At 52.5% G+C, this 18,089-nt stretch carries 16 protein-coding genes and 3 pseudogenes; 1 reads left to right on the top strand and 18 read right to left on the bottom strand.

Annotated elements, in window-relative coordinates:
- The 15 genes and pseudogenes from ACUU1M_RS12825 to pspA all read right to left on the bottom strand — a co-directional run.
- Window positions 1-981 (bottom strand): ABC transporter ATP-binding protein (locus tag ACUU1M_RS12825; protein WP_449144671.1); only part of this gene is annotated, 981 nt, incomplete at its 3' end.
- A 46-nt stretch (window positions 982-1,027) separates the two neighbouring features.
- Window positions 1,028-1,654 (bottom strand): beta-phosphoglucomutase, encoded by a 627-nt coding sequence (gene pgmB / locus ACUU1M_RS12820; protein ID WP_152028972.1) that lies wholly within the window; start codon window positions 1,652-1,654, stop codon window positions 1,028-1,030.
- Window positions 1,651-3,918 (bottom strand): kojibiose phosphorylase, encoded by a 2,268-nt coding sequence (gene ycjT / locus ACUU1M_RS12815; protein ID WP_000197998.1) that lies wholly within the window; start codon window positions 3,916-3,918, stop codon window positions 1,651-1,653. The genes pgmB and ycjT overlap by 4 nt, the downstream gene beginning before the upstream one ends.
- Window positions 3,915-4,969 (bottom strand): annotated as a pseudogene (locus tag ACUU1M_RS12810) (Gfo/Idh/MocA family protein). Before ACUU1M_RS12810 ends, ycjT begins: the two are co-directional and overlap by 4 nt.
- A gap of 9 nt (window positions 4,970-4,978) precedes the next feature.
- Complete coding sequence (locus tag ACUU1M_RS12805; protein ID WP_000690258.1) at window positions 4,979-5,767, bottom strand: sugar phosphate isomerase/epimerase family protein; 789 nt, start codon at window positions 5,765-5,767, stop codon at window positions 4,979-4,981.
- A 17-nt stretch (window positions 5,768-5,784) separates the two neighbouring features.
- A complete protein-coding gene (locus ACUU1M_RS12800) occupies window positions 5,785-6,837 on the bottom strand; it encodes a zinc-dependent alcohol dehydrogenase (protein WP_000737347.1) in 1,053 nt (350 codons plus the stop codon).
- 30 nt (window positions 6,838-6,867) lie between these two features.
- Complete coding sequence (locus ACUU1M_RS12795; RefSeq protein WP_449144670.1) at window positions 6,868-7,710, bottom strand: carbohydrate ABC transporter permease; 843 nt, start codon at window positions 7,708-7,710, stop codon at window positions 6,868-6,870.
- Window positions 7,697-8,578 carry a carbohydrate ABC transporter permease gene (locus ACUU1M_RS12790; protein WP_001080790.1) on the bottom strand — a complete coding sequence of 294 codons (882 nt, stop codon included), beginning with the start codon at window positions 8,576-8,578 and terminating at the stop codon, window positions 7,697-7,699. Before ACUU1M_RS12790 ends, ACUU1M_RS12795 begins: the two co-directional genes overlap by 14 nt.
- Before the next feature lie 20 nt (window positions 8,579-8,598).
- The gene (locus ACUU1M_RS12785) at window positions 8,599-9,882 is read right to left on the bottom strand and encodes an ABC transporter substrate-binding protein (protein ID WP_000597434.1); all 1,284 of its coding nucleotides are present in this window, start codon (window positions 9,880-9,882) and stop codon (window positions 8,599-8,601) included.
- Window positions 9,883-9,895: 13 nt separating this feature from the next.
- Window positions 9,896-11,574, bottom strand: a pseudogene (ycjM, locus tag ACUU1M_RS12780) (glucosylglycerate phosphorylase).
- 211 nt (window positions 11,575-11,785) lie between these two features.
- Window positions 11,786-12,133, bottom strand: a complete 348-nt coding sequence (gene pspE / locus ACUU1M_RS12775) for a thiosulfate sulfurtransferase PspE (RefSeq protein ID WP_000974116.1) — start codon at window positions 12,131-12,133, stop codon at window positions 11,786-11,788.
- Between the two features lie 43 nt (window positions 12,134-12,176).
- On the bottom strand, window positions 12,177-12,398 hold the full coding sequence (gene pspD / locus ACUU1M_RS12770; RefSeq protein WP_001359759.1) for a phage shock protein PspD: 222 nt from the start codon (window positions 12,396-12,398) through the stop codon (window positions 12,177-12,179).
- 8 nt (window positions 12,399-12,406) lie between these two features.
- Entirely contained in the window at window positions 12,407-12,766 is a 360-nt protein-coding gene (gene pspC / locus ACUU1M_RS12765; RefSeq protein ID WP_000907387.1) for an envelope stress response membrane protein PspC, read from the bottom strand.
- On the bottom strand, window positions 12,766-12,990 hold the full coding sequence (pspB, locus tag ACUU1M_RS12760; protein ID WP_001274963.1) for an envelope stress response membrane protein PspB: 225 nt from the start codon (window positions 12,988-12,990) through the stop codon (window positions 12,766-12,768). Before pspB ends, pspC begins: the two co-directional genes overlap by 1 nt.
- A 53-nt stretch (window positions 12,991-13,043) precedes the next feature.
- Window positions 13,044-13,712 (bottom strand): phage shock protein PspA, encoded by a 669-nt coding sequence (gene pspA / locus ACUU1M_RS12755; protein ID WP_000511025.1) that lies wholly within the window; start codon window positions 13,710-13,712, stop codon window positions 13,044-13,046.
- Between the two features lie 166 nt (window positions 13,713-13,878).
- On the opposite strand from pspA, the gene pspF reads away from it, so the two are divergent.
- Window positions 13,879-14,856: a phage shock protein operon transcriptional activator gene (gene pspF / locus ACUU1M_RS12750; protein ID WP_005049736.1), complete on the top strand. Its 978-nt coding sequence runs from the start codon at window positions 13,879-13,881 to the stop codon at window positions 14,854-14,856.
- A 119-nt stretch (window positions 14,857-14,975) separates the two neighbouring features.
- Here the strand turns inward: pspF and puuE are convergent, their stop codons facing one another.
- The 3 genes and pseudogenes from puuE to ACUU1M_RS12735 form a co-directional block, all read right to left on the bottom strand.
- Window positions 14,976-16,241, bottom strand: coding sequence for a 4-aminobutyrate transaminase (gene puuE / locus ACUU1M_RS12745; protein ID WP_000069226.1), 1,266 nt, complete (start codon window positions 16,239-16,241; stop codon window positions 14,976-14,978).
- A 37-nt stretch (window positions 16,242-16,278) separates the two neighbouring features.
- A pseudogene (gene puuB, locus ACUU1M_RS12740) lies at window positions 16,279-17,559 on the bottom strand (gamma-glutamylputrescine oxidase).
- 1 nt (window position 17,560) lies between these two features.
- A partial coding sequence (locus ACUU1M_RS12735; RefSeq protein ID WP_449144669.1) for an aldehyde dehydrogenase family protein occupies window positions 17,561-18,089 on the bottom strand: 529 nt, incomplete at its 5' end.

Raw genomic sequence — 18,089 nt, 5'->3', positions numbered from 1 at the left:
AGCACGGACCACTAACTCGTGCCCCCCAACCGTGGTGTAGAGCATAAATTCCGCACCGGTTAATTCTGCCACGCTAATTTTGGCGGAAATGTTATTTTCCTCTTGCGCGTCCGGATGAATATCTTCCGGGCGTATTCCCATCACGATGGGCTTATGCAAACTTTCCTGTGTTTTCAGAACCGCTAATTTCTCTTCGGGAATGGTTAATTTAAGCGTTTCCGTAACGAATTTATCGCCATCGATCGTGCCGCGAATAAAATTCATCGCTGGTGATCCAATAAATCCGGCAACAAACATATTCGCGGGTTGGTTATAAACGGTTTTCGGCGCACCTACTTGCTGAACAATCCCGTCTTTCATAATCACAATCCGCGTCGCCATGGTCATCGCTTCGGTCTGATCGTGGGTCACGTAGATCATGGTGGTGTTCAGTTTCTGATGCAGTTTGCTGATCTCTGCACGCATTTGTACGCGCAGCTTGGCATCAAGGTTAGAGAGCGGTTCATCCATTAAAAACACACCCGCTTCGCGCACAATCGCCCGCCCGAGCGCCACACGCTGGCGTTGCCCGCCGGAAAGCGCGCCCGGCTTGCGTTTCAGGTACTCACGCAGGCCGAGAATTTGCGCCGCCCAGTTCACCCGCTCATCAATCACCTCTTTGGCGATTTTTTGCACCTTCAGGCCAAACGCCATGTTGTCGTAAACCGTCATATGCGGATACAACGCGTAGTTCTGGAACACCATCGCGATATTGCGTGCTTTGGCTGGAACGTCATTCATTCGTTTGCCGTCGATCAACAGATCGCCGCCGCTGATCTCCTCAAGCCCGGCAATCATGCGCAGGGTGGTCGATTTACCGCAGCCCGACGGGCCGACAAATACGATGAACTCTTTATCGGCAATTTCCAGGTTGAAGTCCTTCACCACATGCACCTGGTTATCGTAGATTTTTTGAATATGTTGTAACGAAAGCTGAGCCATGTTGATTCCTTTGCTATACGTTTTGCCAGAAGGCCGATAACCGCGACTAGGTCAGGGAGTCCGTTGAGGGCAACAGTAATTGCGCCCCGGTTAAGCCCGCACCGATCCCCACCGAGCGCATACCGCTGGCGTTAATGGCGTCAATGCCCGCCTGCGCATCTTCAATGCCGATACATGCCTGCGGCGGCACGCCCAGCCCGGCACAGGCAGCGAGAAAGATTTCCGGATCCGGTTTCGAGTTTTTAAGTTGGGAAGCATCCGCGCAGAAGGTGAAAAACTCGCGCAGCTCCAGCGCCGCTAAAATCGTCGGCGCATTCAGGGAGACGGAAGCCAGCCCTACCGGAATCTGCTGTGCACGGAGCTCTGCCAGCAAATTGCGAATACCGGGCAGCACAGCATTAACCGTCAGCTCGCGCAGTGAGTGGACGTAAAGCAGATTTTTGCGATACGCCAGTTGCGCCCGCTCCTGCGGGTTAAAGTCGCCCTCTTTGCCCCCGTGTTGCAGAATGCGCCGCAGAGACTCATCGCGGCTGATCCCTTTTAGAGATTCGTTAAACTGCGCATCAATACTGATGCCAATTTCAGCGGCAATCTGCTGCCACGCCTGGAAATGCAGATGCGCGGTATCGGTGATTACACCATCCAGATCGAAAATTACCCCTTGCAGTTTCATTCATCCTCCTGATGCGTGGTAGCGGTCCCATTGAAGGGCAAAATAAAATCACCCAAACAGAAAACAGATTCTTCAGCCACGGATATAAGCTGACCGTTCAAACGCAGTGAAACGGGCGCAGAAGTTCGAATCGCAATACGCTGCGCGTCGAGAGTGACCTGTAATTCGCAGCCCTGCCAGAACAGAGGGAAAGACAACTGTTGCCACTGCTCAGGTAACGCCGGATTTAGATGCAATTCACCGTCACGCACGCTCACCCCGGCAAAACCCTGAATCGCCCCCAGCCAGATAGCGCCAGTTGCTGCAGCATGGATACCATCATCACAACTATGCGGATCAGCACCAAGATCGATTTCAGTCCCCTCGCGCCAGAACTGATAACTTTGGGTCAGCAGGCCACAGCGTGCAGCAACAATGCCGTGGATTGCTTTACTTAATGACGAGTCGTGAATAGTGCGCGGTTCATAAAATTGCAGATTGGCAAGACACGATGCCGATGAGAACTGCTCTGGCAGCATGTAATTGAGCATCACCACATCAGCTTGTTTGAGGATCTGCATCTCGTTCACTTCTGCGCGTGAATAATCCAGCAGAATGGTTTGCTTCCCCGCCGCCGCTTTGTATTTCGCCAGATTAATCGCCGGCTTAGTCATAAACGAATCATCCTGCGGCAAAACACCGTCGGGCTGAATTTCTGGCAGCCGCAGTTCTTTAAGGAACATTTCGGCACGATGAATAAACGCGTCGTCACTACAGCCAAACTGGCGGGCAATACTCAGCGCCTGCTGGACGTTGTAATACACCATATAGCTGGTGAAGGCGTTATTATTGACATGTTCGGTATATTCGTCTGGCCCAATAACATCATGAATTTCCAGACGGTCGTTAACCCTCACCGCGCGGCTAATCCAGAACTTTGCAGTTTCCAGAAGTAGCGCCATGCCTTCATGCGCAATGAAACTTTCATCCCCCGTGGTCTGCCAGTATTGAATAACCGCCCAGGCGATATCGGCCACCAGATGATGTTCCGCCTGCGCCGAGGCCACTTTTTGCCGCAGCCCGGTGCGAATGTTAATGGCGGCAAATTCCGGCGTCTCTTCTTCGCCGCTGCGCGCGCTTTCCCACGGAAATAGCGCGCCCTGCCAGCCGTTGCGTCGCGCTTTCTCCTGCGCGCCTGGCAAGTTGTGCCAGCGATAACGCAGTAAACTTCGGGCAACCGTCGGATCGCTAAACAGATGGAACGGCAGCAAAAATACTTCTGTATCCCAGAAAACGTGGCCTTTGTAGCCTTCGCCGGTTAAGCCTTTTGCCGCAATACTGCTGCGCTCGCCGTGAGCCGGCGTCATGATGCGCAGATGATAAAGCGCATAATCTAACGCTTGCTGATCGTGCGCATCGCCGCCATTTACCGTGATACGACGTTTCTGCCACCATTGACGCCAGTTTTCTGTTGATGCTGCAAGATGTTGGTCGTAACTCTGTTGCGCGCACATTTCAAGCTGGCGAAGCGACACGCTGCCCCACTCGTCTAAAGCAGCTTGCCTGTCATCCCGCCAGTCGATCCACACCAGTTTTTGCAACGTCACTGTCTCGCCTGCATGAAGCTGCGCACTGGTATGTTGCAGTAAACGGCGCTCTTTGGCGGTATAGCATTGCTGCACATCACCGCTCACCTGGCAGCAACAACTGATGGCCACATCACTGCGCCCATCCTGGGTGGTGTAGATCCCCTGCATCAAATGCTGACCAAACACCCGCACCTGGGTTTCGTCGAGATGCTGGCGACCGTGGTTGGTTTGCGTGGCGTCAATGCCTGTTGAAATCAGCACTGACGCGTCGGCGTCCAGTGGCGTAATAGTGATTTCCAGCGCAATGAGCGGCAGTTGGTCTGCCGAAACAAAGCGACGGCTGGCGATGGTGTAACCTGCGCCGTTGCTGGTACGCCAGACAACGCTACGGCGTAATTCTCCACTGGCAAAGTCAAGTTCACGCTGCCAGGCTTCGCGGGATAACGAGAAAACCTCACCATTTATGGCAATCTCCATCCCCAAGATATCAGGCAGATTCACCAGTTCGTTGATTTCACCTTTTCCCGCCCGATGATACAGCCCCGCCAGATACATCCCTCGCGTCTGGCGCGTGTAATCTTCTTCATGGCTGGCGCGAAGCCCAAGATAGCCGTTCCCCTGCGCCATCAGCGATGCATACTTGTTCAGGGTATGCTGGCTGAAATGGGGTTCTGATAACGTTACTGGCCTGGTCATAATTCCACACGCGTCCCTGTTTCTGCGGATTGATATAACGCCGCCACCAGTTGCTGGATGATGTACCCCTGCTCGGCGTCGGCTATCATCACGGGCTTGCCCTGTACGTGATTGATAAAGGCTTCCATGCTGCGCAAATGGCGGTTGTCGTCTGCCATTTCCCGTTGCATCAGCGTCATTAATTCACCGTTGTTATCGGTGTAGATATGTGCTGGAAACAGCGTCGCACCGGCTTTATCACCACAAAAGCTGACGTTCATAATCAACTGTTCGCGGATGTTGAGTGCAAATGACGTTTCCAGCCACAGAATGCCGCCGTTATGAAATTCAATGGTGCCAAACAGCGAATCTTCGACGCTGTAAGTTGCCGGATCCCACTCGCCAAATTGACCACAGCTCTTTTGCGTGCCGATCTTTTGAAAACTATGCGCATTCACGCTTTTCACCGCCGGAAAGCCCAGCACATACATCGCAGCATCCAGCATATGAATGCCGATGTCGATCAGCGGGCCACCACCCTGCAGTTCTTTATTGGTAAAGACACCCCAGCCGGGAACGCCGCAGCGACGCAGGGCGCGGGCGGTGGTAACGTAAATCTCTCCCAAAACGCCGTTGGTCACCTGTTCACGCAGCTGTTGCGTATCGAGCGCAAACGATGGTGAAAGTCGTAGGCCAGCACCTTGCCCAGTTTGCGCGCGGTATCGCACATTTCCCACGCCTGTTCTGGCGTCATGGCGGGCGGTTTTTCGCACATCACATGGCAGCCTGCTTCCAGTGCCATCAGGGTATGTTCGTAATGAAAACGGTTAGGTGAGCAGACGCTAACCACATCAGGTTTCACCGCCAGCAGCATGGCCTGCGGATCGTCCCACACGGATGCATTCCCGTATTTTTCTGCCAGCGCCTGCGCCTGGGAAAGGCGGCTGTCACAGACAGCCACCAGTTCCAGATCGTTGCGGGTGCAGTAGTACGAAGCATGAACCTTATCCGCCACCTGGCCCGCGCCTATTATCGCGACCCGCAGCGGAGAGCTTGTCATTGCACTTTTCACAAAGACCTCTTAGCAGGTACGCAACCAGGCCAACGAATCACGGTACGCCTGGGCAGGATCTTCTGCCCGGATACGCCCTTCATACACCACATAACCCTGATAGTTATCGGCGCGCAGCTGTTCAAACAGCGCGTGGAAATCGAGGGTGCCACTGCCCGGCTGGTAACGATGGTTATCGGCAATATGCACATGACCGAGCAAGTCACGGTTGTCGTGCAGCGCCTGCGCCAGGTTATCTTCTTCGATGTTCATGTGATAGAAATCGCCGATAATCTGCACATGTTTAAGATTGTTTTCGACGATGTAACGACGAGCATCGGCGAGGGTGTTGACCATATGATCCTGATAGCGGTTTAACGGTTCGAGATACACCACGGTTCCGGTACGCGCGGCGACCTGTTCCAGTACGCGCAGGGAATCACTCACCAGTTTGCGGTCGCCGTCCAGGCTACGCGGCGAGGTCATCGGCGGTAAGCGGAAGGTAAACATGCCCCACGCTGCCGGAACGACGATACCTTTACCCCCCACTTCTGCCAGCGCCTCGAGAATGCGTTCGATCTGCTTTAAGCCATTAAGACGACGCTCTTCGATAAAGTCACCAATCCAGCCGTCATAGCCGCCGCAGGCGGTGGTCACTGGTAAACCGGTTTCTTTGATCGCCGCTTTGACTTCTTCGATGTTGTTGACCAGCAGTTTGCCGTCAATCTCAAAACCATCGAAGCCCATCTCTTTGATATAACGAAATCTCTCGCGGATATTTTCCGGAAAGAATGCCTGATTCTGTGTGCCGATTTTCATTTTTTCATTCCTTTGAATTAAAACGTAACGCCCATTTTGATGCTCTGTTCCGGATGCTGATCGACATACTGCATGTAGCTTTCCGGGCTGTTGGCAAAGGTCACTACCGGGTCGATTAAATCTTCGCAATTGAGATAACCGTTCATCAGCAGTTCCCAGCAGGTTTCTTCAATACGCTTACGGCTCCAGCGCGGATAATCCGGGTTCGGTTCGCTGCACGCGCGGGAGAAAACAATTTTGGCGTTATTGAAATGCGCTTCGCGTCCGAGGTTAAAACCTTCAGCAAATGGTTTGGCAAACGCGACATAGGAGATGGTGCCGCCGTAGGCCAGGCCGCGCAGCGCCGATTGCAGCGCGTCGGCGTAACCGCTGGTTTCGATAATCACATCGGCCCCCTGCTTGCCGGTCAGCGTTTTGATCTCTTTGCCTACGTCAGTGCCAATGGGGTTAAGGCAGAAATCAGCACCGTGGCGACGGGCAATATCACAGCGATGGGCGATAGGATCGACGCCAATTACCACCGATGCGCCAGCGCGTTTCGCCAGCTGGATGGCAATTTGACCGATCGCGCCAAGCCCTACCACCACGACAAAATCCCCTACGCGTACGTTGGCATCGCGCACGCCGCTCATGGCAAACTGCGCCGGGTCGTAACAGACGGCGTTTTTCCAGGAGCTGCCTTGCGGCATTTTGCGCAGCTTGTAGTTATTCACTGCGTTAATGATGACCGTCTCGGAGAGCGGGCCGTAGCCGCATACGCTGTCGCCCACCGCGTAGTCTGTAACGTCGCTGCCGCACTCGATAATGTCGCCAACCACCATGTTGCCAAGCTGGAATTTGCCAAACTCAATGCCGCGCGGCGCATCTGCCGGACGCGGGGTGAACATCTGCCACTCGCCGTTAAAGTCTTCATCGATAAACGGGCTGGCGGCGCGGAAGTCGACCACTTCCGTTCCGTGTTTCGGTGCGCCGAAACGCACGCGGATCTTCACTTCATTGGCTAAAATCGCCCGATCTTCATACTCAACCAGCGCAGCAACACGCGGTGCTGTGGCTACTAACTTTTTCATGTAAAACTCCTTGTAAAGAAACTGGCCGCTTTAGCCCTTCACGCCACCGGCGGTCAAACCACTCTTAATAAAACGTTCCGAAAGCGCATACATAATCACCACCGGCAATGCGGTCACCAGCGAGGCCGCCATCATCCGTCCCCAGATGTAATCAGGCGTACTGAACAGCACGTTCAGGCCCACTGGTAAGGTGAAATTGCTGGCGCTGGAGAGGAAAATCGACGCAAACAGATAGTCGTTCCACGCCACCATAAAGCAGTAGACGAACACCGATATCAGCCCGGACATCGCCAGGGGCACGGTGATACGGAAGATGATTTGCAGACGGTTGAGGCCATCCATCATCGCCGCTTCTTCGATCTCATCAGGGATGGTGTCGAAGTAACTTTTCAGCATAAACACGGCGGTGGGCAGGGTTTGCGTCACCATGGTAATGATCAGCGCCATCTCGGTGTCGTAAATACCAAGCGCGGTGATGATTTTGAACAGAGGCACCACCAGCAAAATGCCAGAGAACATATACACCGTGTAAAAGCTGACGTTGATAGTCATCCGGCCTTTAAAGCGCAGGCGGGAAAGCGCGTAAGCTCCGAGAATGCCGAGAAATACCGCCACCACGGAGGAAACCACCGACACCACCATGCTGTTACGGAAGTAGTCGACAAACGGGAAAATCATCGGGTTAAAAATGTCGACGTAATGCTCCAGCGTCCACTGTTGCGGCAGCAGCGTAGGATGCAGCGATATCGCCTCTTTCGCGCTTTTGAACGAGGTCATCAGCATCACAAAAAACGGAAACAGCGTGATGATGAGAAACAGCGCCAGCCCGCAGTAAAAACCGATACGACTGAGCGTGCGTTTATTTGTTGCCATTGAGGTTCACCCGTTTCCTGGTCAGCAGAATGACAGCGAAAATAATGATGAAGAGCACCACCGAGATCGCCGCCGCTTTCCCTAAGTCATTAAAGGCAAAGGCGGTTTTGTAGAGATAGACACCAAGAATATCGACCTTGGTTGTCAGCAGATAAACATCAGCGAACATGTAGAACATCCAGATGGTGCGCAGGGTCACCACCGTCGCCAGGACCGGCATAATTGCGGGCAGCGTGACGATGCGAAACCGCTGCCAGGCATTAGCGCCATCCATCTCTGCCGCTTCGTACAGCGATTTGTCGATGGTCTGCAAAATCGCCAGAAACGAGATAAAGGCATACGGGAAGTAGCGCCAGATGGCGAACAGCACCACCAGCACAAAGCTACTGCCCGGATTATCAAACCACAGCGGTGCCTGCTCATAGAGATGCAGAAGATCGACGCCGAGGTAGTTCACAATGCCGTAGCCGTTGTTGAACATGTATTTCCAGGCAAACACCAGCGAAATGGACGGCGTTACGTAGGAGAGGATCACCAGCGAACGCGCGGTTTTGCGCAGGCGGAACTCGCGGTTGAAAAACATCGCCACGGCCAGCCCGAGCACGGTGCTGCCCGCCACCACCAGCGCCGTATACCAGACCGTCATCCACAGCGAGTGCCAGAAGCCGGGATCGGAGAGAATGCGCACATAGTTACTCACCCCAACAAACGTTGACTCGATGTTGGGATTGAGCGGCAGACGTAAAAAACTGATTTCGATATTCGACACCATCGGCCACGCCACCAGACCGCCCAGCAGTAATAAGCTGGGCGCGAGAAGCAGCAGCGCAAACGGCATATCGGAACGACCTGAAAAAAGCCTGTTCATTGCGGATTCCTGTCCTGGGTTTAGTGCTGTTCGATCAGTTCATCCAGCTTTTTCTGGCTCGCTTGCAGCGTGCCAGGGAGATCGGCTTTACCCACGGTGACGTTATGCACCATGGAGCTCACCACACCAGAACCCGTCACATCGCCCATGCGGGTAAAGTTTTTATCCCCTACTGCGCCAAAGACCTGAATATTTGGCAGTTCACCGATTAGCTGATTCGGTAGTTCACCCAGCGCCTTAATAACGTCGTTGTCTTTCCAGGTGGCGGTAGTGACAACCGCTTTATTCACCGGCAGCGCAGCACCTGGCGACATCATCACCCAGTCGGCAATGTTGTCCGCCTGCTCCATAAAGGTGACAAATTTTTCTGCTGCTTCGGTCTTTTGTCCGGCGGTAATGGTCAGCGAGGTCAACATGCCGTAGACCGCAGAGTTTTTCTCGGTTGGCACCACGAAACCGACGTTTTTCGGGTCGCCTTCTTTAATCACAGCCGGAAGGATATAGGTGGAGTAAATCGCCATCGGCGCGGTGCCGTTCATAAAGGCGTCTTTCACTTCCATGATGTCGTTAGAACCCGGCATGGTGTTGGCAGCAAGGTCGCGGTAATAGGTCAGCGCCTGCATCATCTCTGGTGTATCAAGGGTGATTTTGCCTTCGGCGTTAAAGACGTTGGCCTGGTTGGATAACGCAAACTGGGAGAAGGATTGTTCCGTCAGCACGCTTTCTGCCGTAGGCAGCGCAATACCGTATTTTTTATTCGCCGGGTCATTCAGTTTCTGTGCAACGTCCAGCAGCTGTTGCCAGTTTTTCGGCTCCTCCAGCCCCGCTTTTGCCAGCACATCTTTGCGATACCAGATGCCGCCAATCCAGGCGCTGACAGGAACACCGGTCCATGCGCTACCATCTTCGGTACGCACAATACGCAGTACGCCATCGTAAAACGCGCCTTCACCAACGTTGCTGATGACCGTGGCAACCGCTTTGCGATCGATAAGCTGCTCTTTATCCATAACTTTGGCGTAGTCATGGCTGGTTTCGATCACTTCCGGCAGCGAGCCGCTACGTGAAAGGGTGATGACTTTGGTGTTATAAGCGTCTTCTTCCACGGGCACTTGTTTAACGGTGATACCTGGGTTTTCTTTTTCAAAACGGGCAATCAATTTGCTGATAACTGCCTGACGCTCCTGCTCCACCGAAGAATGCATAAATTCGATGGATACATGGGTTTTATTTTCTTCTTTACAGCCTGAAATCAGGGCGCAGGAAACCAGTGCTGATAACAGCACGATTTTTGATTTAATCATGAGATGTTCCTTTTTATTTAATCCACATAACCTGCCAGGGGCGCAGCGTTATTTCATTACCCAATATATCAACTTCACTAATCAGATCCCGACCATGCAGATCAGTAATATTTACATGCTGAATATTTTTACTGACATTAAACAATCCAGTCAGACAATTACCATCAGCGTTACTTCTTTGAATACGCATTACGGATGAATTAACCGTATCGATGGTAAAATTATTATCCGGATGAAACTCGTTATGGCTGCGACGAAGTGTAATTAAACGCGACAACTCATGATATACCGCATGCCTTAATGTAGCTTCATCGTTCAGTTCTCGTGTTATCTCTTCACTGTGATATTTTTTACGGTTAATCGCACGGTTATATCCGAGTTTTTCGACACCTGCGTAATCATTACGCGAGCCAAGAATACTTTGAATATATATCGCGGGTACACCGGGGAAACTTAACAAAATCGCATGGGCAAGGATAAACCTGGCGCAACGTTCTTCATCGCTACTCTCGCGGCGGCTTAACGCATCCATATAGGTGACATTCATCTCATAGGGACTGCGCGTGCCGTCGGGATTATTTTTCCAGTTTACTAATGCACCTTCCTGCTGTAATGCCTCGACCAGCGCTAATATTTCGCTTTCTGGAAGCAAGCCACGCAGTGGGTTCAACCCGATGCCATCGTGAGAGGCGAGGAAGTTAAACTAGGTCGTTTTACTGGAGGGCAAGCTCAGACTTTGCGCCCACTGGCACAGCGCCTCGACGTTCTGTTTTTGCACCGCATGTAACACCAGCGGCGGCGCGAGAACTGGTACACCATATGCGCTTCGTCATCACCGTTGCCAAAGTAAGCAATGTTGTCTTTGTGCGGAACATTGGTTTCGGTAATGATCACTGTACCTAGTGCTACGTCATCAATAATCGACCGTAACAGCTTGATAATCAGATGTGTTTTTTCCAGATGGATGCAGCTTGTTCCCGGCTCTTTCCACATAAAGCCAACGGCATCCAGGCGGACATACTCAGCGCCTTTCTCAAGGTAACAGAGTAAAACATCCACCATCGCCAGCAACACTTCAGGGCTACGGTAATTCAGGTCAATTTGATCGTCACTAAAGGTGGTCCATAAATGGCGCGTGGAATTATCATCCATTTGAAACGGCGTTAATAGCGGTAACGCACGCGGACGGGTGACGGCACTGAGATCGGTTTTCGGATCAACCGCAATAAAGAAATCTTCAAAACCCGGAAGCTGTTGTAAATAGTTTTTAAACCATTCACTTTTTGCAGACATATGGTTGCAGACAAAATCAAACATTAAATGACTGCATTCACCGAGTTGCTGAATATCCTGCCACTCCCCCGCTTCACTGGCGACCTGATGATAATCAATTACCGAAAATCCATCATCAGATGACCATGGGTAAAAAGGTAATAAATGAACATGTGAAAAAATGCTTTGCAGCCATTGATGGTAGAACTGATTAAATATGGGTAGTGGTTTTAAATCATTACTGTGAAATTGATCGGCATAGGTAATTAACACGACATCACTTTCATCCCAGTGTTTTTTACGTCGCTGTGTAATTAATCGTTTCGCACTCTCAAGACGCGTTACAAGTTTCTGTAAATGAGTTGCGGTAAATGTTCCACCGTAGATTTCGTCCAGGTAATCCGTAATTTTCTGTTTCATGTTGCCTTTTCGTGGTAGCGATCCCATGAAGCGAGAGACTACTCCGCAGAAAATAAACTGTCAATTGAGCACAAGGGTTTTAGTCACGCAGGAAATCATTTTTTACCAGGGAAAAAGCGTATTTGTGAGCTGACGCAAATAATCTATAGGGATGTAAATAAGGTGTGACAGAAAAAAAACGGCGCATAAGCGCCGCTCATGGTGAATTCTTTTAACCTTTGACCTTCGGCATTGCGATGTCTTTCAGGCCACCGGCGTTCTCAACGTGGGTATATCCCATCTCGCTAAGGATCTCTTTTGCCTGCCCGGACTGGCGTCCGGCATTGCAATACACTTTCACGGTGTCGTTTTTATCCGGAACGGCGGTGGCAATGCGCTCTTTCACTTCCTTCAGGGGAATATTGATGGCCCCCTGAACGTGCTCTTGCTGATACTGCTCTGGAACACGAACATCGATCCAGTGTTCAGCGGCGAAAACGGGCAGTGAAAACACCAGTGCCAGAGCAAGTAAGCCTTTTTTTAAACATGTAAGCGTCCTTCTATGGATGAAAATTGCCATCCATTATACGCCTGAGATTTAACAATTTTTGCGCCCCCCCCCCTCACCTTTTATAACGCTGTGCCAGTTTATTAGCAGCCCGACTTAACAGCGGTTCCAGCGCCACAGCCAGCAACATTTTCAGCGGTCGGCGAGCAACTGATTTTATCGCCCAGCCCGCCACACCCGCCGGGCCATAGCGCAGTGCGGTAAGAAGTACCAGCTTGCCTGCTAATTTGAAACCAAGCTTCACCTTTTGCCCGGCCTGTTGCCAGCGAGTATTCATAACTTTCCTCACAGTTGACGGAAACGGCTACGTAACGTGAAAGTATCGGAAGTGACATAACGTTCCATCTCGCGTAAACGCGTTTCACTTGCCGCCAGTTCACGGTCGACTTCATCCAGCAATTCGCTGCTGGAAGGTAGCTGCTCACCAAAGGCCATGTTGTCCGGCATTGGATCAAGCGCAAATGACAAAATGATGTAAGCAACCAGGGTAAACAGCGCCAGACCGAAGAAAATCGACAGCACCACCAGGATACGCACCAGTTTTACCGGTACATCAAAATAGTTGGCAATCCCGGCGCAGACGCCGCGGACCATGCCCTGCTGTGGAATACGCCATAATTTTTTATTGAGATTAATGCCCGCCATTAGCGATCCCTCCAGTTCGGATGTTCTGCATCAAGAATAGATTCCAGCGCCTGAATACGTTCGCGCATCCGTTTTGCTTCATCAGCCAGTTGCGCTAATCGCTGCTGCTCACTTTGCGACAATTCACTGCGACCAGAACGATTGCTGTAATGCAGCCATAACCAGATCGGTAAAACAAACAGCACAAAAATGGTTAACGGAATAGCCAGAAATAGCGCGCTCATAAGTACTCCTTAGACGATGAGCGGCGGCGCGTTCGGACGCCGCCTGGATGTTATTATTGATTGTCTTGCTTCATTTTGGCTTTTAATTGTGCCAGTTGTTCGCTGATTGCATCATCGGCTTTCAGTTCGGCAAACTGATCGTCCAGCGATTTTTGTTTACCGAAGCTGTGGCTTTCTGCTTCCGCTTCCATCTGGTCAATACGACGTTCGAAAGATTCGAAACGAGCCATTGCTTCATCCAGTTTGCCACTGTCCAGCTGACGACGCACATCGCGCGACGAGTTTGCCGCCTGATGACGTAACATCAATGCCTGCTGGCGAGCGCGTGTTTCGCTCAATTTGTTTTCCAGCTCGCCAATCTCTTTCTTCATGCGTGCCAGCGTATCGTCCACCAGCGTCACTTCATGTTCCAGGGACTTAATCAGATCGGTCAGTTTCTGTTTTTCAATTAACGCTGCACGTGCCAGATCCTCTCTCTCTTTCAGCAGCGCCAGTTCGGCTTTTTCCTGCCATTCAACTTCACGCGCCGACGCTTGTTCAATACGGCGAGTCAGCTGTTTCTTTTCTGCCAACGCACGCGCCGAAGTAGAACGTACTTCAACCAGTGTATCTTCCATCTCCTGGATCATCAGACGCACCAGTTTCTGTGGATCTTCCGCTTTCTCTAACAGAGCGTTGATGTTGGCATTCACGATGTCGGCAAAGCGAGAAAAAATACCCATAATGTTGTCCTCTTGATTTCTGCGTTCAGGATTGTCCTGCTGAACTGTTAATACAATTTGCGTGCCAATTTTTTATCTTTTTGATTTATAAAGATCTGATTGAAGAATCAACAGCAACATGCCAGGATGAATTAGCGAATTACACTAACAAGTGGCGAATTTCATCATGGCCGAATACAAAGATAATTTACTTGGTGAGGCGAACAGCTTTCTCGAAGTGCTGGAACAGGTTTCGCATCTCGCACCGCTGGACAAACCGGTGCTCATCATCGGCGAACGCGGCACCGGTAAAGAGTTGATTGCCAGTCGCCTGCATTATCTCTCCTCCCGTTGGCAAGGGCCGTTTATTTCCCTTAACTGCGCGGCGTTAAATGAAAATCTGCTGGATTCCGAACTGTTTGGTCACGAAGCGGGGGCGTTTACCGGTGCGCAAAAACGTCATCCTGGGAGATTTGAACGTGCCGACGGCGGTACGCTATTTCTTGATGAACTCGCTACGGCACCGATGATGGTGCAGGAAAAATTATTGCGTGTGATTGAGTACGGTGAACTGGAGCGCGTTGGCGGTAGCCAGCCGTTGCAGGTGAATGTGCGGTTGGTATGCGCGACGAATGCCGATCTCCCGGCGATGGTCAATGAAGGTACTTTTCGCGCTGACCTGCTCGACCGGCTGGCTTTCGATGTAGTGCAACTGCCGCCCCTGCGCGAGCGCGAAAGCGACATTATGCTAATGGCAGAACACTTTGCCATTCAGATGTGTCGGGAAATCAAGCTGCCTCTGTTCCCGGGGTTTACGGAGCGCGCCAGAGAAACATTGCTGAATTATCGTTGGCCGGGAAATATTCGTGAATTGAAAAACGTGGTGGAACGTTCAGTGTATCGCCACGGCACCAGCGATTATCCGCTTGATGACATCATTATTGATCCCTTTAAACGGCGTCCACCTGAAGAAGCCATCGCCGTTTCAGAAAATACCTCGCTTCCGACGCTGCCGCTGGATTTACGCGAGTTTCAGATGCAGCAGGAAAAAGAGTTGCTGCAACTCAGTTTGCAACAGGGGAAATATAACCAGAAGCGCGCGGCTGAATTACTGGGGTTAACTTATCATCAGTTCCGCGCGTTGTTGAAAAAGCACCAGATTTAGCGAAGTTGAGCAATACAACTTGCCGGATGCGGCGTGAATGCTTTATTCGGCATACATAATCAATACGTCGTTTGCAGGCCTGATAAGCGCAGCGCATCAGACATTATTGCGTTGGGCTATTAATCGCTCAGCGCATCCTGCAAAATTTTCATTGCCGCATCGAATTGCGCATCCGGGATGGTCAGCGGATACAGGAAGCGAATCACGTTGCCGTATGCGCCACAGGTCAGCAGGAGCAGCCCCTGCGCCAGCGCGCGTTGCTGGATTTTCTGTGCAATCGCCGCTGACGGCTCGCCCGTTTGCGGATCGTTAAACTCTGCCGCAATCATCGACCCCAGGCCGCGTACCGCAGCAATGGCCGGAACGCTTTCTTTGGCATCAATCAACGTGTTTTTGAGACGCTGGCCCAGTTGATTCGCGCGTTCGCAGAGTGATTCTTTGTCGATAATATTGAGCACCGCGTGCGCGGCAGCCACCGCCAGCGGGTTCCCGGCGTAGGTGCCACCCAACCCGCCCGGCGCGGGCGCGTCCATAATATTCGCGTTACCGACCACGCCCGAAAGCGGCATCCCGCCCGCGAGGCTTTTCGCCATCGTCATTAAGTCCGGCTTATCGGCGTAATGATCCATGGCAAACAGTTTACCGGTACGCGCAAAGCCGCTTTGCACTTCATCGGCAATCATCACAATACCGTGCTCGTCGCACAGGCGGCGAATGGCGGCAACCAGCTCTTTTGGCGCAACGTTGAAACCACCCTCGCCCTGCACCGGTTCGAAAATAATGGCCGCGACCTGCTTCGCTTCGATGTCTGATTTAAACAAGCGTTCGATGGCGTCGAGGGAGTCCTGTGTTGAAATGCCGTGTAAATCTGACGGATAAGGTACGTGATACACCGAACCAGGGAACGGGCCGAAGCCGATTTTGTACGGCGCAACTTTTCCGGTCAGCGCCATGGTCATATATGTACGACCGTGGAAGCCACCGCTAAACGCAATCACGCCAGGTCGTCCGGTATGGGCGCGAGCAATTTTCACCGCGTTTTCCACCGCTTCCGCGCCGGTAGTGAAGAATGCGGTTTTAGCCTGCCCGCTCACTGGGGCAAGGGCGTTAATTTTCTCCGCCAGCGTGACGTAGCTTTCGTACGGCACAATCTGATACGCCGTGTGGGTAAACTGTTGCAATTGCTGCTCCACCGCCGCGACCAGATCAGGGTGGCGATGCCCGGTATTCAGCACCGCAATGCCTGCGGCGAAATCGATGTATTCGTTGCCCTCTACGTCCTTCAGCGTAGCGTTTTCTGCCGACTGGGCGAAGAAGTTACACATCACGCCAACCCCGCGTGGGGTAGCAGAAAGACGACGCTGATGGAATTCATTGTTGCTCATGTTTCACACCTTTTGACTCTTCACTGTTAATCGGAAATTAAACGCCCAGACGATCGCGCAGGCTGTAATAAGCCGCGCCCATCGCGGTAAATGGCACGCGCAGCGTGCGCCCGCCGGGGAACGGGTAATGCGGCAGATTGGCGAAGGCATCGAAACGCTCGGCGTCACCGCGCAGCAGTTCAGCAATCAAACGCCCGGCAAGATGGGTACAGGTGACGCCGTGGCCGCTGTAACCCTGCATGTAATAGATGTTGGTATCAAGGCGGCCGAACTGCGGCATGCGCAACAAGGTCAGCAGGAAGTTGCCCGTCCAGCGGTAATCAATTTTCACGCCCTTCAACTGAGGGAAGGTTTTTAGTAGTTTCGGTACCACAAGACGCTCAACGTCATCCGGGTTGCGTGCACCATACACTACACCCCCGCCGTACAGCAGGCGGTTGTCGGCGGTAAGACGGTAGTAATCAAGCAGATAGTTACAGTCTTCCACACAGTAGTTTTTCGGGATCAGCGAACGGGCTAAATCTTCCGACAGCCGTTCGGTGGTGATCACCTGCGTGCCGCACGGCATGCTGCGTTTCGCTAGTTCCGGCTCTACTTTATCGCCCAGATACGCATTCCCGGCGACAATCACATACTTCGCCGTCACCTGACCATTGGCAGTCCGAACCACGGCTGGCGTGGTGTGCTGGATCTGCGTCACGGCGGAAAGCTCATACACGCGCCCGCCGTTCAGGCGGATGGCATCGGCTTCACCAATGGCGAGGTTTAGCGGGTGAATATGCCCACCGCTGTGATCCAGCAGCGCACCAGTGTAGCGATCGCTGGCGACCTCGCGGCGAATAGCGTTGGCGTCCAGCAGCTCCAGCTGTTTATTGCCGTAGCGTTCCCAGTTCTCTTTCTGCTCTTCGAGTGTGGCGAGTTATTTATCATTCATCGCCACAAACAGACCGCCGGGGCGGTAGTCGCAGTCAATCTGATAACGTTTGATACGTTCGCGGATGATCTCGCCACCCTCGAACATCATGCTGCCGAGCATACGGGCGGTGTCCATGCCGTAGCTTTTTTCGATCACGTCGATGTCGCGGCTGTAGGAGTTCACAAGCTGCCCGCCATTGCGCCCGCTTGCGCCAAAGCCGATGCGTGAGGCTTCGAGAACCACTACGTCAAAGCCCGCTTCCGCCAGATGCAGCGCGGAGGAGAGCCCGGTATAGCCGCCGCCAACCACGCAAACGTCGCAGGTGATTGACTCATTCAGTGTGTCGAATGGTGCATATTTATTCGCACTGGCGGCGTAGTAACTGCTGGTATGTTCGGTCATTTCAGGCCTCCAGGCTTATCCAGATGGTTTTCAGTTCAGTGAATTTTTCAAGGGCATGCAGGGATTTGTCGCGACCGTTGCCGCTCTGCTTATAGCCGCCAAACGGCACGGTCATATCGCCGTCGTTGTAGTTATTGACGAAGACGGAACCGGCTTTCAGGCGTCGGCTCATGCGGTGCGCGCGGGAGAGGTCGCGCGTCCATACCGCCGCGCCAAGGCCGTACTGGCTGTCGTTGGCAAGCTGCAGCGCCTGATCTTCTGATGTGAAACGGGTGACCACCAGCACCGGACCGAAAGTCTCTTCGCGGCTTAAGGACGCATTCGGGTCCACATCCACGAAGATGGTCGGGCCGATGGCCGCTGCCAGCCCGGCGTTGCGACCATCCAGCAGCAGTTGCCCCTTGCCTTCGCCTTCACGAATAAAGGTGTGTACCGAGTCAGCGTGAGCGCTGTCGATTAAGGTGCCCATGGTGGTTGCGGGATCAAGTGGATGGCCCGGCTGCCAGTTTTGCGCCTGCTGTTTTAACAGG

It is taken from the genome of Shigella sp. SIG6 (assembly GCF_053555815.1).
This window is presented reverse-complemented; position numbering and strand designations above follow the sequence as displayed.